The organism is Vibrio sp. M250220 (genome assembly GCF_036533795.1).
Classification (GTDB): Bacteria; Pseudomonadota; Gammaproteobacteria; order Enterobacterales; family Vibrionaceae; genus Vibrio.
This window is the reverse complement of the sequence record NZ_JATABI010000015.1, coordinates 40731-62840: the sequence shown is the minus strand read 5'-3', so window position 1 is coordinate 62840 and position 22110 is coordinate 40731. Positions and strand designations below refer to the sequence as shown.

Genomic DNA, 22110 nt, shown 5'->3' with positions numbered 1-22110 from the left:
ACACCACCCGCTAACCCGTTGTACGGAATAGGCTGAGCTAAGGAGGGCAGCAGCACAGTGGCATCACTGAACAGCAAGGTGTGTTTTCCGGCTTCATGAATAAAGCTGTAGACCATGCCTTCTTCCGCGGCGAGGCGGTGGAGAAAGTCGAGGTCACTTTCACGGTATTGGACACAAAACTCACGTTGAGCAGGCTCGCGTTGCAGTGAAAAGGCATAGTCATGAATGCCCATCTCCTGCAATAGCGTCTCGATGATGTCAGGCGTGGTCTTATGTTGGAAAATCCGGCTGTTGTGGCGCAGTGAGAGACGTTCCAGCGCAGGTACCAGCGTCAAGGCATAGCGAGTATGGTGATGACCAATGTTGCCCTGCGTGAACGCGCGCGCTATCCCATGTACGCGCTGCACCAACACTTGGTTGCGGTACATACGCAGCTCGACCTGCCGATCCACCACTTGGTCTGCGGTTAAGTCATGCCGACGGCTGGCTAAGGTGATTTGATAACAAAAACCGTAACAAGGTCGATGATGAAACACGCTGGCAGACAAGGACTCTTGCCCATCGAACTGAGTCACAACCAAGGCATCATCGCCGAGTCCTTCTATATTGATGGTATACGCTAAAGTGGCCATTTTTTCTCCTCGGGGAAAAGGGAGAAAGCCATAACGTTAACGTACAGTACCACTCATGGCGGTTAAAGATTAAGGCTTCCTAGATACCCAACATAGCGAGGGGGATGTGTGAGCACTTGCCCTCGATCGCTTGTCATTTGAATCACACTGATTTTTCATCTTTATGCTGTTGGTTGAGTATCAGGATTGTTTCAATATCAAACAATTTGATCTTGGTTCTATTGCTTGATGAGCAGATAATGGCCATTTAGTATCGAGTGGTTAACGTAGAAGTTGGTTAACTTACCTTGTTTGGTTGATTAAGGTGCTAATTTTTTACTCTTTAGCACCAGTAAAACGAATATCTTGCAAGTTAAACCCAAGCTCTATATCCGTTTTCAGAGCGGCTATTTGTTTGCATCGGCGCGCTGACTCTATATGTTCATCGAGTTTTTTTCTGTACTTAGCGGGGAGCGCTTCACTGGCGTAAGCTTGTTCGATATCTTCAAATTGATTCAGAATCTCTTTTGCGGCTTTAGGACCAATGCCTGGTACACCCGTTACCTGACTTGAGCTAATCCCAGTTAATCCCCAGTAATCCGCCAATTGCTTAGATTTAACGCCAAACTCATTCTCGATAAATGGTTCATCTAACCAACGATGTTGGAAGTAGTCACGGATTTGCAGAGTCGGTGAGAGTAACTGACAGTAGCCCTTATCTGTCGATACAATAGTGACTTTCTCATTGTGGTTGGCGACTTTCATGGCGAGTGTCGCTACCAGATCGTCAGCTTCATCACCTTCAGAAAGTAACGAATCGATTCCAATCTTCCACCATGCATCTTGGATCGACTCTAACCCTTTTAGTAAAGGCTCTGGCATTGGCTTCCGATTTTGTTTGTATTCTGGAAGTATTTCCGCTCGCCATCCTCGCTCTTGCAAGTGGTGGTCAAACACTGCGATGATATGCGTCGGCTTGGACTCAGACAATATCCTATGCAGGGTACGAGATGTGGTTGATATCGTTCTTGCTATATCGTTGGGATCAGGTTGGGCTGAATGGACTCGGCGGATCAGGTTTAGCGCGTCGATAATAACAAGATGAATAGACATACAAATCAAAAAAATAAGGGCACAGGGCCCTTATTGTATCGGATGAAGCTAAGAATGCCAGTCACTAACTACTGGTCTTAATCTGATAGCAAGGTTCGTATGCGGTGCCCCCTGGCAGTTTCATACGGTCTTGCTCAACGAAGTCTCTAAGCAACTTATCCATTTTTTTCATCAGAGTTGCATCGCCGTCCAATATAAATGGACCATGTCGTTCAATCTCTCGGATCCCTTCTGCTTTTACGTTACCAGCCACGATTCCAGAGAAGGCTTGACGCAAGGCTGCGGCGAGATTTTCTGGGCGTTGATTGAGGTGCAGATCAAGGCTCGACATATTGTCATGCGTTGGGTCAAACGGTAACTGAAACTCTGGCTCAATTTTTAGAGACCAGTTGAAGCTGTAGGCGTCACCGGTGTCTTTACGGTGTTGACGGACTTCTGCCATGCTCTGTTTCATGATTTGAGCGACTTTGGCTGGGTCGTCGACAACAATCTGGTAATGCTTCTGAGCATCTGGACCGAGCGTATCCCCAATGAAGCGGTCAATGGAGTTAAAGTATTCTGCACTCTCTTTAGGCCCTGTTAGTACGATACGTAGAGGTTGATCTGCGTTTTCTGGGTGCATCATGATACCCAAAATGTATAGCAACTCTTCTGCGGTCCCCGCGCCTCCAGGGAAGATAACAATACCATGCGCCATTCGCACAAACGCTTCTAAACGTTTTTCGATATCAGGCATGATAACCAGTTCATTCACGATCGGGTTTGGCGGCTCTGCGGCAATGATCGATGGTTCAGTGAGGCCAAGATAGCGTTGATCATAGTAACGTTGTTTGGCGTGTCCAATTGCCGCGCCTTTCATCGGCCCTTCCATTGCGCCGGGGCCACAACCTGTACAGATATTCAACTCACGTAGACCCAGTTCGTTACCGACTTCACGTGTGTATTGGTACTCTGTTGCATTAATCGAGTGGCCACCCCAGCAGACAACAAGGTTAGGTTCGATACCCGGAGTGAGTGCCCCCGCATTGCGCAAGATACCAAAAACAAGGTTAGTGATATGGCTAGCGTTGGTTAAGTTGAGACGCTGATTGTCCGCAAGGTGCATGTTAACGTAGACGATATCACGCAGAACCGAGAACAGATGTTCTTGGATACCTTTGATGATTTCTCCATCAACGAACGCATGTTCTGGAGCGTTACTTAGCTCTAGTTTGATACCACGCTCACGGCGCACCACGTTTACATCAAATGATTTGTACTTATCCAGCAGCTCTTTTGAGTTGTCAGTATGACTACCTGAGTTGAGTACCGCTAGAGTACAGTTACGGTAGAGTTGGTAAAGATCACTCGCAGCAGTTTTCTTAAGGCGCTCAACTTCAAGTTGAGAGAGTAAGTCCATACTGCCAGCTGGACTGATATGCGTGATCATAGTGACCTCCTTGAACAGCACTCTAGTCGAGTACATTATCGTTGTTATTCTTGTCCTTATGAGTTGCCAACAAGTAGTTATTGTTCAGCAACGGTCTTTTAAGCTTAGCAGGTTTTTGATGATATAAAAGTTAACTGTTTGATATATATAGATCAATCACAGTTTCGTTGTGGTAGGAGAGTTAGTGACAGAAGGTTTAACGCCAAACGAGCTGGTTTTTACCGATACTTTTCGCTTCGTTGAGGCACAAGTTGATTCGCTCTAGCACTTCTTCTGGAGTGTCAGAGTCTTTGAAAGCTGTGCTCGCGGCGGAAAGTGTGATGGTTAAATTACGGTTACGGAATTTGAACGGCAGTTTAGAGACCTGAGTCTGTATAGTCTGAATAAGATTAAATGCGTCAGTGTCTGTGACTTCTGGCAGCAAAAGAATGAACTCTTCGCCAGAAAAACGTGCAACAGTGTCGGTATCTTGCAGCTCTTTCTTAATGGTACGAGCAATGATCTTAAGGGCTTTGTCTCCCGCTCCATAACCAAAGCTGTCGTTGATCGACTTAAAGCCATCAATATCCAGCAGCACCACCCGTAAGCAGTGTTGGGCGCGAATCCAGCGTCGATACTCGAGTTCTAAACGATCACTGAAGGCGGCACGATTATATACCTTCGTCAGCGGGTCCAATAACATACGCTGAGCCTGATCTTCTAAACGGCGGCGGTAGTCTTGCGTTACCTCGTATAAGGCTTCCAGTTGATTCTTGCCATAGTCCATACGTTCAAGCAAGGCTTGCTCACGTTGTTCGGCATGCTTTAATCGTTCCGTCAAAGAATTGAGTTGAGCAAGTAGCGGTGTTACTTGTGATTTCAGCGACTCCAGATTGTTTGCCGACGTCACTTTCGCTTGAGTATCGTTCAGCAGATCGGTGAGTTCACCGTTCATTTCTTGGCGATGTTCAAAATAACTGTGTGATTGCTGGACGTTTTGCGCTGAACTTTTCAGTGTGGATGACAGAGACGCATTGACTTGTTCTAGGAACTGTTCAGAGGTCTTACGCTCATAATGGGTGCCATCAATGACCAACTTGAGAGTTTGCAGCGTCATCTCAAGTAATACGTGGCTATTAACGCCAATCAGCAATTTAGCTCGAATATCGGCCAGCAACTCGCCTGATTCGCCCTCAAAGTCCAGTTCGGTAATAAGGTGCTGTAACTCTTCAGACAACCTCAGCAGCAATTCACGGTCGGAGCTGCTGGAGATCTTATTAATGCTGAAGTCAGGATTAGAAGTGATGATTTTAACAGAGCGTTCGTAGAGACAGAGAAGACGCAGAGCTTGTTCTGCTTTAGAGTGCTCAAGACCGCTAGAGTAACTCAGTAGATCACGTAGATCGCGTTTTATCTTAGCGGGCAGCCCAGTAAGACGCAGCAGGGTTTCACCGCTGTGTTTAATTTGCGTGTCTAAGTGCTCTGTCTGTTTTTCCATGGCCAAGCCTTGTTGTTTAAGCAAGCGTTCTAATACCGCGAGTTTCGGTATTAGTGTACTGACGTCTTGTTGTTGCTCTATAGCTTGTTTTAGTTCTATTAGACCCGTCTGAAGTCGCGGGTTTTCACTTTTATAGGCGGCACTAAGTGACGCAATAATGCGTTGGAGTACCTTTTGTTCTCTTTTAAATTTGAACGAGGTATCCCTTTGTGTCAATCGAACCTGTTCCAATTGAGATTTCAGGTTGTGCAGCTGTGACTGAAGATCTTGTTCGAGGACGCCCATGAAAATCTAAACTTAAAGATAGAATCTAATTTATTTATTAATCTGTCGATAATATCAAATAAAATGAGGGCGTCACGACTTACTACGTTTGATTGACGAGCTTTTACTCATCTTTTAGTAGTTTTTTGATGCTGTCCTCATTCTTGAACGAAGAGTGTACTTTTATTAGCCCTTGGTTGATGGAATGCTTGCAAGCCTTGCGGATATTACCAGTGGCTAAACTTGCGGCAGGTGCGTTTTCAATGGCTTTTAAATAGACCCACTGACTTGAATGTTCTTTCATACTCAGTGTGCGAGCGGTACTGGTTGACATAAGTAGCACATCAATTAGTTCCTTATCATTAACCGCAGTATACGCTCTTGGAAGGAATGGATAGTCTGCCATACCAATACGAATGACGCGGTTAAGAATCCGATCAGGCTTGAATTCCATGATCCATTGTTGGATCTTTTCGAACATGGCCTCTGGATCGGTACTGTCTTTACTATTTGGTTCGATATAAAGCAGATTGGCATCGGAAAAATGGTAAATACGCGCAGGATGCTCCACTTTTTGTTGTAGATAATCGCCAAAAGCACGCTCTAATTTGAGTCCTTCCTGATAACCATGTTGAAGGTACATATTGCGCAGGAAAGGGACATCAATCATCACAAAACGTAAACGATCATTAAGTGGCTCATGTATCAGTTCCCCTACATGCCATTTTTCAAATTTGTGGCTGCTTTCTTCTAGTGAAGCTGGCAATTTCGCATTGAGCATCCGTAGGTTTTTCAGCCCTGAGCGGGAATGCGTATAAAGGTCTTCATTAAGCTCATCGAGCTCTTCTTTCTGGACATTGATTACGTGACCACGGCGCAACAGGAAGATAAGCAGTAAGGCGCAGAGAAGAAACAGCGTAAAGGTAATGTTTTGGAACTTGCGATATTCGTTGTGCGTCTTCTCCAACTGCTCTTTCTGCCCGTTGAGATGAAGAGTTTGCTCGACGAACTCCTTCTGCTGACGAAATGCGTCTTCGCTGATCAGGTCGAGTTGCTGCTGCTCAATGGTCGCCAAGGAGTTGTATTGAACCAGATATTCGAGAGCAAGCTTATACTCTTTATTGAGTTCGTAGCCGAGGTAAAGCAGCTGACATGCTGATTTTTGCGTGCCGATATCCTGCTGCTGTTTGGCAATTTCTAGAGCTTTACGCGCTTTGGTAATTACCTTTTGTGGCTCCTGCTTATGAAGAGCTAAACCGGATTCAAGGAGATACGCATAGGACTTTAACCGTGGAATATCCGCATAGGCCAGTAACTCTTGTGCTCGGTCTAAATACTGCTCAGCCAATGTGTAGTTGACTAGATGCAGGTAGGTAGCCGCAAGAGAGATGCGAATTTCAATCACGCTCTCAATATTGTTCTGCATACGTTCATGATCCATTGCGTTGAAGTAATGAACTAATGCGAGATTATATTTTGCCTGCTGGAAATAGATGTCCCCCATGCTTTTGAGAATGGGAGCAAGAACAGGGGAGTTCTGATAGTTGTCGAAAAAGTCTGCCGCCTGTGAGTAGTGGTCGTTGGCCTTATCTAATACCTTTCGTTCGTAGAAGAGCTGGCCCAGAGTGCGGTTGACCTCAGCGAGCTGTCGAGCTGAGTCTGTTTCAATCGATTTCCAGTAACTGATGAGTAATTCAGAGAGCGCTCGATTGTACTTCTTGTTAGCAAGCAGGTGTTGACCCACAGTTGTGTTATACTCGATCCATGTGTGGATTGACTTCGCACTTTCAATATACGGCTTAGCTGCTAGGTAATACTCATCTGCGATGGCAATTTCACCTTCTTTTGACGCAATGGCGGCTTTGAGCATGATGATGTTGTATTTCAATCCACGAGCGAGCTGTTGTGAATTGCCAATTTGGTCAAACTCTTGTTCGACCTTTGATAACGCGTCTCTTGCTTTGATCGCGTTACCATCAATAAGCCAGTTGAGCCTAAGTTCGTCGAGCTTGGTTTCGATAAGTAAATAGGGTAATCGATAGGTTTGAGCTAAAGTTTTCGCTTCTTGCAGATATTTTAGAGCGCCGTGTACATTACCGATATTAAAATCTGCTTGAGCCAATATTCTTAACGCATCGATAGTGCTACCCGGAGTGCGTGTCCGACTGTCGGTTTCATCTCGAGAAATGCCAGAAGGGCTCTGCTCGGTTTTATCAGATAAGGTACGCTGGTTAAGATAATCCGTCGCTAATTGTTTCGCCTGTTTGGGAACAATATTGACCAGACTATTCGCTTCGTTTAGTGATGGTGAAGAATAAATCGTACTCGCCATCAGGGGTGAAGACACCATCAGCATCAGAGCGCAGATGTAGTGTTTCCAGCGTATTCTTATCATTCTGAGCAATTCCTATTGGCGAGCCATACGTTGATTATGATTTGGCTGGCTGTTCACATTTGAACGATATGGGTTGATGTCCAAGCCTCCGCGACGCGTGTAGCGTGCGTAAACGGTCAAGGTTTCAGGCTGACAAAATTCCATTATGTCAGTGAAAATACGTTCAACACACTGTTCATGGAACTCATTGTGTTCACGGAATGAAACGATATAGCGTAGCAGTGCTTCATGATCTATCTGCTTACCCTTGTATTGAATTGCAACGCTGCCCCAGTCTGGCTGGTTGGTGATTAGGCAGTTTGATTTAAGCAGGTGGCTGTGTAGGCTCTCTTCTACCACTTCGCCTGTAGCAGCACCTTGAATCAGTGTTCTGTCGAAGTCATAGCTAGTTATTTCGATGTCCTGCTCATCAATACACTCTCCATCCATAGTGACGATGAGTGAATCGGTGTAGTCGACAACAGAGCGAACCGTGACGGAAACCTCTTCGCCAGCGCATTGAGACAGATCTTTGACCAATACGCGCTCCACCTCGTCCCAAGATGAAAATTGGGTTTGATTGAAACTATTTAGGTAGAGCTTAAAAGATTTGGATTCGATTAGGTTGGCACTGGTCGCAGGGATTGAAACCTCGCCAATCGCAACTTGTGGCAGCCCTTTGTCATTTAACCAAGAGAGTTCGTACAAAGTCCAAATATCACAGCCTTGGAACGGCAGGCTATCGCCAAGCTCAAGATCATCTCGGTTGAGGCTGCGAGGAACCGGTTGCAGTAGGCTCGGGTCGTACTGGTTAGAATACTCAGTCTTTTGGCCTAAGGTTAGACCGGCAAGTTCTTTGGCGTCAGAATATTTGCTCATACTTTTGTTCATTTTCTATTAGAATGTCGAGAATTTTACGCAATCCCGCTGTTAAAAGCGAATATTCATGTTGGAGAATCTAATGGCTGATAATGCCTTACAAGCGTTACTCTCATTCAGTGAAAAATATCGTCAGGCACACTTAGATGCATCAGGTCAGTTACCGACGAGTACTGAGTTGGTGGATCTCGTCTCGCCATGCGTTGAGAGAAAGAGCGATGAGGCGGTAGAGTGGCAAGCTTGTCAGCGAGACACTCCTGCGGATTTTACCAATGTTGAAAGCGCGATAGAGCTGAGCTTACATCAAGATATCAAGACCTTTTATGGTTCTCAATATAGCGCAGATATGGATGCGACTTGGCAAGGCAACGAACTGACTTTGCTCCAAGTTTGGAGTGATGACGATTTTGTTCGACTACAAGAAAACATCTTAGGGCACCTTGTTACTCAACGCCGCCTAAAACTAAAACCTACCGTATTTATTGCTGCAACAGATGCGGAACTGGACGTGATTTCGATCTGCAACCTTTCTGGTAATGTCATTGTCGAACGCTTAGGGACGGATAAGCGAGATATCTTAGCGGAAGATATCGCGCAGTTTTTAGCGAATCTAGAGCCAGTGGTGTAAGTATGTACGTTGTAGAACTTCAGTTCGAGTGCTTCGATAACACCACCATCTCGGCAGTGGATAAAGCAATTAATGGGTTGATGGATGCGTTTCGTTATAACGGTCAAGTGCTAGGCCGTGAATTTCCAATTGTGATGGGGGATGGCGAGTTTTATGTTCGCGTCGTCTGTCCTGAGCAAGACAGTTTGCACTCTAACTACCACTCTGATTTTGTCAAAGTGTGCCTTAATCGCTTAACTGAAGCTTGTCTGCTGGCACCCAAAATGCGTTTACTTGGGCGCGACCTAAACTCAGAAGAGGCGGCGGAACAAGAAGCGCCAAGCTGGCAAGTTTTGTATACCACGTATGTTCATACATGTTCTCCACTGCGTAGTGGAGAAACCCTGCTACCCATCCCACTTTATCGCAATGATCCGACGCTCAATGGTGACCATAAAGCCGTGATTAAGTGGCAAACAGAGTGGCAGGCATGTGACGAGATCCAGATGGCAGGTGGCTGCCGAGCAGAACATGCCGCTTTGCATGAGATTTGCGATACTGACAGCGTTCTATTTAAGCGCGGTTGGGATTTACGTGGTCGGATTGAGTACATCACTAAGATACCCACGTATTACTACCAATATCGTGTGGGTGGAAAAAGTCTTGCGGATGAGCAGGCGCGTAAGTGTCCAAAGTGCGGTGGAGAATGGCTTTTGGAACAACCCTTACACGATATCTTCTATTTCAAGTGCGACGATTGTCGTATCGTTTCCAATATTTCTTGGGATCACATCAAGTAGCAAGAGACATGATAATAAAAGACCTGCGACTATTGCGGGTCTTTTTCGTTGTGGCTATCGGGTTTACTCTCTGACTCTTTTGTGGAATCAGGCTTCTTGTCTATCTGACCAAACTTCATCTTGGCTGTGTATTTTAGTGCGGCAATGTTACCAATGATGACACTCAGAACAATAAAGATGATAACCCAAGGGTTGGTGAGGAATTCCATCACAATACCTACTGACAAATATTACTAATAAACTGATTGTAGATCGTTTCTAGCTGCGCTAACACCGCTTGCTGACCCAAAATTGGCGTTCTCTCAAGCTGTTGCTTAAGAGTTGAGAGCGTCAATAGTCGCAAGCACTGCTCTGCACTAGAACGATGACTTATGTGCCATGGCTCAAAGGCAACGCCACCAAGGTCTTTTGCATAGGGGAAAAAGAATCCGTGCTGAGCAAGATTCTCTTTCAACCAGAGATAGAACTTAGCTTGATGACCGCTAAGATATTCCCAAGGCTCCAGTTGCAATTGAGTATCGGCTGGCAGACTGTCTCGGTCAAAAAGATCGAAGTCGGTTCCCCAATGGTGGCGGCTGCCCCCAGGCAGGGCAGACCAGCGTAAAATGGCCATCACCTTTTGCTCTTCAGACAGACCTCCCACCTCTAAAGGTTGGCTGTTACTGCCTAGAATCATGGTGTTTCCCGACATCTTGTTGTTCCAGATGGTTTTCTGACGCTCAAAGTCGCGAAATCCACTGGCGATGTTGAGATTAAAGCCAGCCTGAGCAGCCGACGCTTTGAGGGACAACAGATCATGACTCACTTGTGGATGAACCAAAAAAGCTTTTTGCCCGACAATAGTTTCGACTAAATGGGAGCTGGTTTGTCCGGTTAGCTGCTCAGGTGTCATGATCACGCGAGTAAGTTCTCTAGAGTTTTCTGATACATTGCAGTGAGTTTTTCTAAGTCAGCGATTTTGACGCACTCGTTCACTTTGTGAATAGTCGCATTTACCGGACCTAACTCAACGACCTGACCACCCATTCTTGCGATAAAACGGCCATCTGACGTACCGCCTGTTGTCAATAGAGCTGGTTTAGTCTGATTAACGGCGTCTACTGCATCGACGACGGCGTCAAGCAGTGCGCCAGTATCAGTCAGGAATGGGTCGCCGTTGAACGTCCATTTAAGCTGGTAATCCAGATCATGTTTATCCAGAGTCTCAGTCACACGCTCAACGATAATCTCATTGCTAAGTTCAGTACTGAAACGCAAATTAAACTGCACGTTGAATTCACCAGGAATCACATTCGATGCGCCTGTACCGGCGTGTACGTTGGGGATCTGAAAACTGGTTGGCGGGAAATAGGCATTGCCTTGGTCCCACTCAGTGGTCGCCAATTCGTGGATAGCCATTAGTGATTGATGAACTGGGTTGCGCGCCAAGTGTGGGTAAGCAACGTGACCTTGAATCCCTTTAACCGTGAGATCACCAGTAATAGAACCGCGCCGACCATTTTTGACCACGTCGCCGACCACTTCAGTACTGGAGGGTTCGCCCACGATACACATATCGATGGTTTCGCCACGTTCCATGAGAGCTTCAACAACTCTGACCGTGCCGTTAATAAACGGACCTTCTTCATCTGAGGTGATGAGAAAGCCAATTGAACCTTTGTGGTTTGGGTTCTCGGCGATGAATTGTTCTACTGCGATAATCATACTCGCCAACGAACCTTTCATATCCGCAGCACCGCGACCATGCAAAAACTCACCTTTAATGGTGGGTTCAAAAGGTGGCGTATCCCAGTGTTCTAGCTTTCCGGCAGGAACAACGTCTGTATGACCAGCAAAGGCAAAGAGTGGTGCTTCGGTGCCACGGCGAGCCCAAAAGTTAGTGGTGTCTTCAAACACCATCACTTCGATATTAAAGCCAAGAGCCTCAAGACGTTTAATCATTACATCTTGGCAGCCTGCATCTTCTGGTGTTACTGATTGACGGCTAATTAAATCTTTTGCGAGAGCCAGAGTCGGGCTGTCTGTCATCCTTGAAATCCTTTACTTATGTTATGAAAAAATAGCGGCGTACTGGTCGGCTTTAAAACCTAGGTGGTAGGTATCATTGGCAACCAGAATAGGGCGCTTGATCATTGCTGGTTGTTCTACCAACAGTTCAATCGCACTGTTTTGGTCAAGATTGTCTTTTTGCTCTTGAGAGAGTTGGCGAAAGGTTGTGCCGCGTTTATTGACGACGTTCTCCCAGCCAAGTTGCTGACAAAATGTCTCAACCATCGCTTTGTCGATACCTTGTTTGCGGTAATCGTGAAAATTGTATTCCACTCCCTCTGCCTCAAGCCATTTTTTAGCTTTTTTGATGGTGTCGCAGTTAGGGATGCCATACATGGTGATTGTCATACTAGAACCTTCGAAAGTGACTTTTTTAATATGTTTTCTGCATCCTAGCAGGAACTACACAGCGAGACAAAAGTGTGATGGATATATTTCATTGAGCTAAAAAAAGATGTTTCAAACGATGACGATCGTAGAGTTTTTGATCGAACGCAACACACGCCGAGACAAAACAGAAATAATGACTCTAGAAATTTATAGGAGGTATCAATGGAATTGAGTCCTGTCTTTGCAAGGCGCTTGTATCTTGCACTGCTTGTTGAAAACTTAGAGCGCCCAAATGTGCCCAAGCTGATTGAGCAAACAGGCTGGCCGCGTCGTACCATTCAAGACGTGATTAAAGCATTACCGGGGATTGGCATTGAGCTGATGTTTGTCCAAGATGGCAGGCGTCACAACGATGGTTATTATCAACTATCGGATTGGGGACCGTTCGATAGCCAATGGGTTTCCGATCGAAGATCGGATATTGCCGCCAGTTTAGGTTTTAGTGCTTAAACGAGGATCATCAACCTAGCGAGTTAATCGCTAGGTTTTTTTTATTTCTGAGTAACATAAATAAAGAATCCTATCCAACTTACGATGAGTAATAACCACGGAAGTATTGATGATTTAGCCGAAACAGGTTCTTGCTCCAGTTGTGGCAATGGCTCTGATTGCTGAGTCGGTTGCTTGGCTTTCTGAACTCTTTTCTTCGCCTTATCTGCCTGACGAGAACGCTCTTTTTGTTGCTTTTTATACTGCGCAATGCCTTTTTCGATCCCTTGAGCAATCAGTTTAGTTTGCTCTTTGGTTTGACCGGGCTTTTGCGTAGCCTTGGCAATTTTCATTGCATCTTGTTGTGTTTCCTGAGAGGGAACAACTTTGTGTTTCATGTTGATAGGTCTAGCTAGATCAAGGATGCAGACATCCTAACACGTTATAGTTATCAAATGATGATCAAAAGCTTGGGTATGCCAATGAAACGAACCTTGATTGCGAGTTTAATGCTGGCAATACCTTTGTCTTTGTGGTGGCAGGGAGACAAACCATCCCCCTCTGAGCCGATCGAACAAATCACTTCCTCTGATTGGATGAGCTCATTGCAGCAGCAGCTCAAGCAAGATCCCAACCAAGCTGAATTGTGGTACCAGCTTGGTCATGGTTATATGAACAAGCAGGAGTTTCTATCCGCTCTTACCTGCTTTGACTACACGATACGGTTAAGCGACACACCGTCAGCGAGTCAGTTAGCAGCCAAAGCCAGTGCGCTTTATTATTTAGAAAAACAAGTGATGACTGACGAAGTGGATGCTTTGCTTGCTCAGGCCCTAAACCTTGAACCCAACAATCTCACAGCATTAGCTCTGATAGCGGGCGACCACTTTATTAGTTTGCGTTATCAACAAGCGATCGATATTTGGACACAAATGCTGGATTCTAACAGCACGGATTTAGATCGCGTGTCGATTATTCACTCTTTGAACCAAGCGAAAGCGATGCTCTAAATAGCCCGAATTGAGAGAGTGTTTGAGCCGAGTGAAAGGCTTATAAAAAACCGGCGTATTTCGCCGGTTTTTTATTCTCATGCTTTAGTTAGTATTTTGATTCTCGTGCTTCTGCCGCTTTTTCCCAGTCTGGAACGACGGTTTTGAGGAAGTTTTCTTTCTCAGCATTCATCTTATCCATATCCATACCAAGTGCTTTTTGAGCAGCCGCTTTAGTTGAAATGTCAGGGAGTTCAACGGGTTCTGTGATGCCTTTCTTCGCCAAGAGGCGGACGATCTTAGTACGAGCATCCGCAGCGCGGTCTACCGCAGTACCGAGTACTTCAAGTGCCACTTCAGGTGCGTGCATATGAACACCGTGAGAGGCGATAGCGTAGTCCCAGCGCCACTGAGCATGACGGATGTCTTGAAGGATGTCTTTCATTTCCTCTTCGGTTGCACCGGCATCCCACGCAGCACCTGCTTCAAAGTGAGCCGCGACAATTTGTTTCTCGGCAGTCAGTTTCATGTTTAGTACTTGTGCCTTACGGGTTGAAACGATGTCACGTAGCTGATCTTTAGACTGAGTGTGGCAGTTTGCACAGGTATCTTCGAAGCGGTCAAATGGGTTACCGACTTTGTGGTCTGTGTAGACGGTACCGTCTTCCTTGGTCACTTTAGGCATATGACAGTCGACACAAGCGACTTTGTTCTTACCGTGAATACCGTCGCGCCAAGTTTCGTAACCTGGGTGCTGCGCTTTCAGCATTGGGGCTTTAGATACTTTGTGTGTCCAGTCTTTAAAGCCAAGTGCGTCGTAGTACTCTTCCATTTCGCCAACAGTGGTGCCGCGATCCCATGGGAACTTCACAGACTTGTTAGGGCCAGTAAAGTAGTACTCTACGTGACACTGTCCACATACCGAAGCTTGCTGATCGAGGCGAGACTGTTTTTCAAACGGTTTATCGATGGCCTGAAATGCACGTTCAACATATGGTTTGGCTAATGCAAGCGCAGGTTCACCATTTTTGAACGCTTCGCTACGAGTGTCGTGACAGTCGGCACAACCAATTGGGTTAGCAATCTGATCACCTAGTCGAGCCCATTTGCCTTCGAAGTAGCCATCTTCACCACGCTCGTCAATCACACGACCGACGTCAGGGCTTTTACAGCTCCAACATGCCATTGGCATTGGACCGGAGTTTTCGTCTTGTGGCGCACCCGTACGCAGAGTCTGACGAACATCGTCTAATGCGTAAAAGTGACCACGAGCTTTGTTGTAATCTTTAGCAAAGCCATAACCAGCCCACATGATAACCATGTTGGGATCTTCTGCTAGCGCGTCTTCAATATGTTCACTTTCTGACGTCGCTTTCCAAGACTCGTACTGGTCTGGGTGCTGTTGTTGGTAGGCATCATTACGAGGATCAATTAAGCCTTTTTCGTCGGACGCAGCAAAGCTAGTGACGCTCATTAGTGAGCTAACCACAATTGCTAATGCTGCAGCGGATTTTGGTATCCAATGCAATTTATTCACAGTGCTATCTCCGTATTCTGTTTTTATTAGCAGCGTTGTGAACTGGCTATATTCCAAACTAAGAATTGGAGAAACTGAAATACATTGTAATAAATAGAAATAAATTAAATAACTTATTAATAATCCATCATTGTTCAAGATCAATTTTGGACAGTGATCCAGTTCAAATTAGTGTTTCTATACCTCTTTGGAGGTATTTGCTTGGTTGTCTTTACTTAATGAAACTTATTATCATCAATAACTTAGTGCGGGTTGGTGAAAAACTATTCGGTGATTCAGATCGAATTTTGAACAGTTTAATGTACCTCTTTAGTGTAGGAGGAGTACTATATTCTTAATAGCGTTGTGGCTTATCCAAAATAAGAATTGATCTCATTTGGTGTGTTTTTTATCGCACATCGAAAGACTTTAATTTTAAACCGTATATCAACTTATTGTTTAATCAGTAAATGGTACGGGAATAAGGAAAGGATAATATGGGCAATATAAAGTTGGCCATAGTCATAATGCTTAAGTCCCTTCTAGCATTTTGCCTCTATGGTTATTCTCTTCATGCCGTTGCCGACACTTCAACTGTGCAGTCTGAAGGAACATCAGCACGTCATGAAGTCACGCTTATCCGTGACAAAGATTATAAGTGTATTCAATGTCATAAGGATTCTAAACAAACACTCGCGGGTTCTCATGGCGAAGACGCACTTAAAAAACTGGGGCGAGAAGTCAACTGTACTGAGTGCCACAACAATATAGGACCAGACCACCGAGAGGGTGCGCTGCAAGTTACTAAATATTCTAGTGCTCAATCTGCATCGGGAACCGATAAAGTCTTCCTTGATCCACAAGAGATTCTTAAAGCCAATAGTCAGTGCGCCGATTGTCACACACCAGAAAAACTGCGTGATAACAGCTGGACTCATGATGTCCATGCAAAAAATCTCACCTGTTCAAATTGTCATGATGTGCATGCAAACAAAACTAAAGTGTTGGCTCTTGAGAAGAAAGAGCGCATCAAGCTTTGTGTGGATTGTCACGCCGATTTTAACCAGTTGAAGAAGGAGAAGTAGTATGAGTTGTTCTAGACGAAACTTCTTAACCGGCGCAGGCGCTGTGATCTTCACTACAGGTGTGGCAGGAGCCGCGGTGTTCAATAGCCGAAAAACGTTGGCGAATGTTGAGCAGGATGGCAACAAGTTATACGGCATGATTCACGATGAAACAGCTTGTATCGGCTGTACTGCGTGTACTGAAGCGTGTCGTGAAGTAAACAACGTTCCGGAAGGTGTATCTCGCCTTGAGATTATTCGCAGTGAACCACAGGGTGAGTTTCCTGATGTTGATTACCGTTTTACTCGCAAATCTTGTCAACATTGTGAAAACCCACCGTGTGTTTATGTTTGTCCAACTGGGGCGGCATACAAAGATGAGAAGACTGGCATTGTTGATGTACACAAAGAGAAGTGTGTCGGTTGTGGCTACTGCTTAGCGGCCTGTCCTTATCAAGTTCGCTTCTTTAATCCTGTAGACCATTCCGCTGACAAGTGTAACTTCTGTCGTGACACAAACTTAGCACAAGGCAAGCTTCCTGCTTGTGTTGAGTCTTGCCCGACGCAGGCGTTGACCTTTGGTGATCTCAATGATCCAAACAGTGAGATAAATCAGGTATTGAACAGTGAAGTTGTGTACCGCGACAAGGTACATCTTGGCACTAAGCCTAAGCTATACAAAGTGCCTCACCAGAAAGGGGAGATCTGATAATGAATGGTTTTGAAAGTGCATTCCACTTTGACTCTCTGGTTTGGGATTGGATCATCGCAATCTATCTATTCCTCGCTGGTATGTCTGCTGGTGCGGTAATGATTTCGCTTTATCTAAAACGTAAAGTGATCGAAGGCGATCCGGCTAATAATGGCATTATCAAGGCGATGGCTTGGCTGGCACCATTTGGCATTATCTCGGGACTGACAATTTTGATTTTCCACTTAACCAAGCCTTTGTCGTTTTGGAAAATTATGATTTTCTATAACCCAAGTTCGGTAATGTCGATGGGTGTTATTCTCTTCCAGGTCTACATGATCGTATTGTTCATTTGGATTGGGATCTTATTCCGTCACCAAGTTATCCAATTCTGTGATGGTAAGCTGCCGAGTAAATTGCTTGATTTTGCCGATGGCTTCTTGATTAAATCAGGTAAGTTCTCTAACGCTATTGAGCTATTTTTGGGCTTCCTAGCGATTGTTCTAGCGGCGTATACAGGCTTCCTGTTGTCTGCTCTGAAAACCTATCCAATGCTTAATAACCCTGTATTGCCGATACTGTTCTTGTTCTCAAGTCTGTCATCTGGTGCTGCGGCGTGTTTGATGTTTGGCATCTTAGTCTTTAAAGAGTCTGCAACAAGCCCAAGTGTTTCTTGGGTACATAGCTTTGAGCGCCCTGTTGTGATGTTTGAGCTTTTTGTACTGGTCACTTTCTTTACTGGCCTAATTTTTAGTGGTGGCCAAAATGAAGTAGCGGCTTGGAATGCAATTGGTGGCGGTTTTTGGTCCAACTGGTTCTGGTTTGGTGTCGTGCTGATTGGTATGGTACTGCCGCTAACCCTTAATACGGTGACACCAAAAGAAACACGTCACAATGGTGGTTATATCCTGATGGTAACAACATTGAGTTTGGTTGGCGTACTGATGTTACGTACGTTTATTCTCTATGCTGGTCAAATGACGGTTGTATAAATATGGTAGGAGAGTTGGGCCATTTGGCACTGGTTTTGGTAACGCTTTCCAGTACGGCAGCTAGTGTTCAATATGCATTGCAAAAGTGGCTTCGCCATGGCAACACACTCTCTTTATCATTCCTTGCAAGGTTCAATGGCGTGGCTGCGTCATTGAGCCTTGTTTTGTTAGCTTACTTATTTATTAGCGACCAGTTTCAGTTTCAGTATGTCGCGTCTCACTCAAATACCGCGCTCCCGCAGTTTTTCAAGGTTGCGGCGGTTTGGGGGGGGCATGAAGGGTCAATGCTGTTCTGGGTGTTCACCCTAGCGGTATGGGCTGGCTGTATTTCATTTATTCGTTCTGCACCCCATGCGTATTTACAGGATGTACTGTGGATTATGGGGTTGTTTGTTGCCGCTTTTGGTTGGTTTACTTTGATAGCGTCTAACCCGTTTGGCTATGCGGATAACTGGCTTGAACAGGGACGAGATTTAAACCCAATGCTGCAAGATGTTGGGCTTATTTTTCATCCTCCTTTGCTCTATTTAGGCTATATCGGATTTTCGACGGTTCTAGCGTTTGCGCTTGCCGCTTTGATGCAGCCAAGCTTTTTCCAAAACTGGGTTGAGTTGGCAAAACCTTGGCTTATCTCAGCGTGGGCATTTTTAACCCTTGGCATTGTGGTCGGCTCTTGGTGGGCTTATAACGAATTGGGGTGGGGCGGCTGGTGGTTCTGGGATCCCGTCGAAAATGCCTCTCTACTGCCATGGTTAACTGGGACTGGATTGCTCCATGCTATGTTAGCGACGCGTCGTTATGAGCAGCAGAAACGAGCCGCCTTGATTCTTGCGCTTATCACTTTTAGTCTCAGTATCCTCGGAACCTTTATTGTTCGTTCTGGTGTACTGACGTCTGTTCATGCATTCGCTGTCGATTCGAGTAAAGGCATCGCTTTACTGGCTATTTTGGCCGTGACATTAATTTGCTCATTCTCACTGCTGTTTGAACGCGGCGAGGTGGTCAAAAGCAAAACTATCAAAGCGATATTCAGTCGTAGTTACTTGGCTACTGCCTCGGTAGGGTTGTTAGCTGTCGCAAGTTTCACCGTGTTTCTCGGCACCTTTTACCCAATGATTTATGAGTTGATTGGCTTAGGTTCCGTTTCGGTAGGTGCACCTTATTTTAATACTTTATTTCTCCCACTGACGGTCATTGCATTGTTGCTCATGGGTTTTGTTCCGCTTTTGAAATGGCATCATGGTGCCTACTACTCTGTTACTCAGTTGCTGTTAATGCTGACCGGGGCAATGTTGGTTGGCTGTGTGGCGTATTGGGTGCAGGTCGATCAACCTTCACCTTTACTGTTGATTATATGGGGACTTGGCGTTTGGGTCGTATTGAGTCATGTGCTTTTTTGGCTGCAACAATCTCGCAGCCTATTTATGGTACTTGCCCATATCGGACTTGCGATAAGTGCGGTCGGCGCGGTCATGAATGCCGAGCACTCCTATCAAGCGAGTTTTAAGATGGCGGATGGTTCATCAATAACATTTTCCGATTGGAAGGTTGATTACATTGAGACTCGTTGGGCTATTGGCCCCAATTATACGGCGGAGCAAGCATGGTTGCGCTTTTCTAATCAGGACAACAGCTTCGATTTGATTCCGGAGCGTCGCCATTATCCCGTGCGCGTAATGAATATGAGTGAGCCCGCTATTCGGTCTTTTTGGTATGGCGACTACTATGTTACGCTCGGTAGCAAAGTAGATTCTCGCGCCTATGCGGTGAAAATTCAGTACAAAGCTTACATTGGTTGGATATGGGGTGGGGCTTTGGTGGCAATGTTGGGGGCGGTTTTCCCACTGTTATCTCTAAGACGCAAAGAGGCAGTACATGGCGTTATCAAGCAGGCATAAAATCGCCGTATTCATTGCAGTTTTAGCTGGTTTTATCGGCTTTCTTATCGCGGGGCTAAACTCGCAACAGCTTGGCTCACAAACCAGCCCTGTTGTACATGCGTTTCCCAGTATGCCAGTGGAACTGTTAATCAGTGAACAAATCAAACAGAGTCCTGAGCTGTTTACTGACGAGTATCAACTGGTGAATGTCTGGGCTTCATGGTGTGGGATATGTCGTCAAGAACATGACTATCTCAATCAGTTGCAAAAGCAAGGTGTACCGATTGTTGGGCTTAACTATCGAGACAATCGTTCGGGAGCCGTTAACTATCTGGCTCAACTCGGCAATCCATACACTGATGTTATTTTTGATCCAAAGGGAAAGTTATCCCTGGATCTTGGTGTGATAGGCACACCAGAGACGTACCTCGTAACACGCCGCGGTGAGATTGTTTACAAGCATTCCGGACTATTAAGCGAACAAGCTTGGCGCAAACATTTTTCCCTTTATTTCGATCAGAGTAACAGTTAATGCCCGTTCGGTATCTGCCACTATTTCGTCTGTTATGTTTAACGTTGTGCTCAATGCTGAGTTTTTATGCGTCTGCGCAAGAGCAAGCCCTTTTTGTAGCAGCGACTCATGAGCAAAATGTTCAGGTTGAGCTGTTTGAGTTTAAGACACCTCAATTGCAAAAGACCGCCATTGAGCTAGCGAAATCACTGCGCTGTCCACAGTGTCAGAATCAGAATTTGGTAGAGTCTAATTCGCCAATTGCCAAAGATTTAAGGCTGATTGTGTTTCAAAAAATCAACCAAGGCGAGAGTGAGCAGGAAGTAGTGAACTTTATGACCGCCCGGTACGGTGAGTTTGTTTTATATAAACCATCATTCAGTTGGTCGAACGCACTCTTGTGGCTTGCGCCAGTCCTATTGCTGGTTCTATTTCTCGTTGTATCTATGATACGTGTCCGCCGTTCATCAGCGAGTGGTGAGAGTTAGAGCGAAGCTCTGGTGTAAGACGACGAGTAAAGATGACAATTTACTGATAGAAAATTCTGCTCATTGGTATAGAGTGGGGTTTGTATTCATAGCAGTAGTTAGATATCAGTGCGTTACGCAATCGAACAATATGACCAACACGGTTTTCTCAAAGCCCCAAGACTTCTTTGGTTAGGCTGGTTGTTTATGGCCAAGGCTTGGGTGGTATTTGTTGTAGCCGGAGCCAGCCGTGACAGTGGGAGTAAGATTCTATCCATCGTTTATCCTGATCACAGCATGCTTTATCTCGGACTTGCGATGGGTGTTCCTAGCATAGCCCTGATGTGGATGATTAGCTTACGTAGTCCAGAGCGGAGTTGGGTCAACCAAATCGTCTCATGGGGAAAAAGTGTGACTCTGGTTACAGCAAGTGCGCAGTTGGCACAAACGTTCTATCACGTCTACCTCACTCATGGGGCCTTCAGCTGGGCTAATGGTGCCGTGATGCTACTCCTGCTATGGTTTATTCTCTACGTAGCGAAAAGCCGTAGTGTAAGAGACTGCTTTCACAACCCTGCTACACAGTGATCGTTCGAAGCGATGATCGTTGTCAATATATTGAAATCAAAACGAAATACACTGAGCAAAAAATATTAGTGAGGAAATAAAAATGTCATACCCTCAAAGTGCTATCCTTCCTGAAGCTGGACCATTCGCACAATACACCTTGCTCAAGGTGACTCAAAATCCACAACACGTTTTAGAGCAGTTAAAAGCGCTCCCAGCATTGGTTGAACAGCTTAACGACCAGCAACCTGGTGCGGAACTGACACTTTCCATTGGTTTCACTAAAGCGTTCTGGAGCAAGCTAGATGTTGCCATGCCAGCGGAACTGATCGATTTCCCACAACTAGGTGAAGGGGATGTCGTCGCACCAAGCTCAGACGTTGATGTGTTGATTCATTGTCACTCAAATCGTCATGATCTGCATTTTTACCTACTTCGTAAGTTCTTCGCTGAAGTGTCTGAACAGGTTTCGGTTGTTGATGAGACCTACGGTTACCGCTATCTAGATTCTCGTGATATGACCGAGTTCGTTGATGGAACCGAAAACCCGAAACAGGCTCAGCGAGAAGAAGTGGCTATCATTCCACAAGGTGAGTTTGCGGGTGGTAGTTACGTAATGGTGCAGCGCTTTATCCATAACCTTCCTTCGTGGAACCGCCTCAATGTGTCGGCACAAGAGAAGGTGATTGGCAGAACTAAGCCTGACTCCGTTGAGTTAGATGATGTGCCAGCGGCATCACACGTTGGTCGTGTCGATATCAAAGAAGAAGGCAAAGGGCTTAAAATTGTTCGCCACAGCTTGCCATATGGTAGTGTTTCTGGTGAGCATGGATTGCTATTTATTGCCTACTGCAACACCTTACACAACTTCAAAGCTATGCTAGAAAGTATGTATGGCGTAACGGATGGCAAAACTGACCAACTGCTGCGCTTTACTCATGCCGTGACAGGTGCTTACTTCTTTGCTCCTTCAGCTCAAATGCTGGCAGATCTCAAGTTAAAGTAGTCAGG

The 22110-nt window shown here is 45.5% G+C and carries 24 protein-coding genes; 12 read left to right on the top strand and 12 right to left on the bottom strand.

Annotation, left to right across the window (positions count from 1 at the left end; genetic code table 11):
- The 6 genes from vgrG to queF all read right to left on the bottom strand — a co-directional run.
- A partial coding sequence (vgrG, locus tag QTN94_RS07935; RefSeq protein ID WP_331427377.1) for a type VI secretion system tip protein VgrG occupies positions 1-632 on the bottom strand: 632 nt, incomplete at its 3' end.
- Positions 633-947: 315 nt separating this feature from the next.
- A complete protein-coding gene (gene xni / locus QTN94_RS07930; protein ID WP_138971815.1) occupies positions 948-1724 on the bottom strand; it encodes a flap endonuclease Xni in 777 nt (258 codons plus the stop codon).
- Between the two features lie 64 nt (positions 1725-1788).
- A complete protein-coding gene (gene ppnN, locus QTN94_RS07925; protein ID WP_331427376.1) occupies positions 1789-3153 on the bottom strand; it encodes a nucleotide 5'-monophosphate nucleosidase PpnN in 1365 nt (454 codons plus the stop codon).
- A gap of 196 nt (positions 3154-3349) precedes the next feature.
- Positions 3350-4915: a GGDEF domain-containing protein gene (locus QTN94_RS07920; RefSeq protein WP_331427375.1), complete on the bottom strand. Its 1566-nt coding sequence runs from the start codon at positions 4913-4915 to the stop codon at positions 3350-3352.
- A gap of 103 nt (positions 4916-5018) precedes the next feature.
- Positions 5019-7289 carry a tetratricopeptide repeat protein gene (locus QTN94_RS07915; RefSeq protein WP_331427374.1) on the bottom strand — a complete coding sequence of 757 codons (2271 nt, stop codon included), beginning with the start codon at positions 7287-7289 and terminating at the stop codon, positions 5019-5021.
- Positions 7290-7301: 12 nt separating this feature from the next.
- Positions 7302-8147, bottom strand: coding sequence for an NADPH-dependent 7-cyano-7-deazaguanine reductase QueF (queF, locus tag QTN94_RS07910; protein WP_331427373.1), 846 nt, complete (start codon positions 8145-8147; stop codon positions 7302-7304).
- A gap of 82 nt (positions 8148-8229) precedes the next feature.
- Between queF and syd the strand changes: the two genes are divergently transcribed.
- Both syd and QTN94_RS07900 read left to right on the top strand, forming a co-directional pair.
- Positions 8230-8775, top strand: a complete 546-nt coding sequence (gene syd / locus QTN94_RS07905; protein ID WP_331427372.1) for a SecY-interacting protein — start codon at positions 8230-8232, stop codon at positions 8773-8775.
- Positions 8776-8777: 2 nt separating this feature from the next.
- On the top strand, positions 8778-9554 hold the full coding sequence (locus QTN94_RS07900) for a Zn-ribbon-containing protein (RefSeq protein WP_331427371.1): 777 nt from the start codon (positions 8778-8780) through the stop codon (positions 9552-9554).
- Between the two features lie 29 nt (positions 9555-9583).
- On the opposite strand, the gene QTN94_RS07895 is transcribed toward QTN94_RS07900, so the two are convergent.
- From QTN94_RS07895 to QTN94_RS07880, 4 genes are read right to left on the bottom strand one after another with little or no spacing between them, the layout of a single operon-like run.
- Positions 9584-9763 (bottom strand): DUF2897 family protein, encoded by a 180-nt coding sequence (locus QTN94_RS07895; RefSeq protein ID WP_138973719.1) that lies wholly within the window; start codon positions 9761-9763, stop codon positions 9584-9586.
- Positions 9764-9771: 8 nt separating this feature from the next.
- Entirely contained in the window at positions 9772-10446 is a 675-nt protein-coding gene (locus tag QTN94_RS07890; protein WP_331427379.1) for a M15 family metallopeptidase, read from the bottom strand.
- Between the two features lie 2 nt (positions 10447-10448).
- Positions 10449-11582 carry a succinyl-diaminopimelate desuccinylase gene (gene dapE, locus QTN94_RS07885; protein WP_171052266.1) on the bottom strand — a complete coding sequence of 378 codons (1134 nt, stop codon included), beginning with the start codon at positions 11580-11582 and terminating at the stop codon, positions 10449-10451.
- A 21-nt stretch (positions 11583-11603) separates the two neighbouring features.
- Positions 11604-11951, bottom strand: coding sequence for an ArsC family reductase (locus QTN94_RS07880; RefSeq protein ID WP_331427370.1), 348 nt, complete (start codon positions 11949-11951; stop codon positions 11604-11606).
- A 204-nt stretch (positions 11952-12155) separates the two neighbouring features.
- Between QTN94_RS07880 and QTN94_RS07875 the strand changes: the two genes are divergently transcribed.
- Positions 12156-12443, top strand: coding sequence for a winged helix-turn-helix domain-containing protein (locus QTN94_RS07875; protein WP_331427369.1), 288 nt, complete (start codon positions 12156-12158; stop codon positions 12441-12443).
- 41 nt (positions 12444-12484) lie between these two features.
- On the opposite strand, the gene QTN94_RS07870 is transcribed toward QTN94_RS07875, so the two are convergent.
- A complete protein-coding gene (locus QTN94_RS07870) occupies positions 12485-12820 on the bottom strand; it encodes a DUF2956 domain-containing protein (RefSeq protein WP_331427368.1) in 336 nt (111 codons plus the stop codon).
- Positions 12821-12880: 60 nt separating this feature from the next.
- On the opposite strand from QTN94_RS07870, the gene QTN94_RS07865 reads away from it, so the two are divergent.
- Entirely contained in the window at positions 12881-13432 is a 552-nt protein-coding gene (locus QTN94_RS07865; RefSeq protein WP_331427378.1) for a TPR domain-containing protein, read from the top strand.
- Positions 13433-13520: 88 nt separating this feature from the next.
- Here QTN94_RS07865 and nrfA read toward each other — a convergent pair whose 3' ends face one another.
- Entirely contained in the window at positions 13521-14885 is a 1365-nt protein-coding gene (gene nrfA / locus QTN94_RS07860) for an ammonia-forming nitrite reductase cytochrome c552 subunit (RefSeq protein ID WP_443088785.1), read from the bottom strand.
- 539 nt (positions 14886-15424) lie between these two features.
- Between nrfA and nrfB the strand changes: the two genes are divergently transcribed.
- The 8 genes from nrfB (at position 15425) to QTN94_RS07820 (ending at position 22105) form a co-directional block, all read left to right on the top strand.
- Positions 15425-16012 (top strand): cytochrome c nitrite reductase pentaheme subunit, encoded by a 588-nt coding sequence (gene nrfB, locus QTN94_RS07855; protein ID WP_331427366.1) that lies wholly within the window; start codon positions 15425-15427, stop codon positions 16010-16012.
- A gap of 1 nt (position 16013) precedes the next feature.
- Entirely contained in the window at positions 16014-16700 is a 687-nt protein-coding gene (nrfC, locus tag QTN94_RS07850) for a cytochrome c nitrite reductase Fe-S protein (protein ID WP_331427365.1), read from the top strand.
- Positions 16701-16702: 2 nt separating this feature from the next.
- On the top strand, positions 16703-17674 hold the full coding sequence (nrfD, locus tag QTN94_RS07845) for a cytochrome c nitrite reductase subunit NrfD (protein ID WP_331427364.1): 972 nt from the start codon (positions 16703-16705) through the stop codon (positions 17672-17674).
- A gap of 2 nt (positions 17675-17676) precedes the next feature.
- Positions 17677-19572: a heme lyase CcmF/NrfE family subunit gene (locus QTN94_RS07840; RefSeq protein WP_331427363.1), complete on the top strand. Its 1896-nt coding sequence runs from the start codon at positions 17677-17679 to the stop codon at positions 19570-19572.
- Entirely contained in the window at positions 19550-20086 is a 537-nt protein-coding gene (locus QTN94_RS07835) for a DsbE family thiol:disulfide interchange protein (protein ID WP_331416437.1), read from the top strand. The genes QTN94_RS07840 and QTN94_RS07835 overlap by 23 nt, the downstream gene beginning before the upstream one ends.
- Complete coding sequence (gene nrfF / locus QTN94_RS07830) at positions 20086-20553, top strand: heme lyase NrfEFG subunit NrfF (RefSeq protein ID WP_331427362.1); 468 nt, start codon at positions 20086-20088, stop codon at positions 20551-20553. Before QTN94_RS07835 ends, nrfF begins: the two co-directional genes overlap by 1 nt.
- Positions 20554-20661: 108 nt before the next feature.
- Positions 20662-21120 carry a DUF2919 domain-containing protein gene (locus tag QTN94_RS07825; protein WP_138973729.1) on the top strand — a complete coding sequence of 153 codons (459 nt, stop codon included), beginning with the start codon at positions 20662-20664 and terminating at the stop codon, positions 21118-21120.
- A gap of 82 nt (positions 21121-21202) precedes the next feature.
- Complete coding sequence (locus tag QTN94_RS07820) at positions 21203-22105, top strand: Dyp-type peroxidase (protein ID WP_331416435.1); 903 nt, start codon at positions 21203-21205, stop codon at positions 22103-22105.
- The last annotated feature ends 5 nt before the right edge of the window (positions 22106-22110 follow it).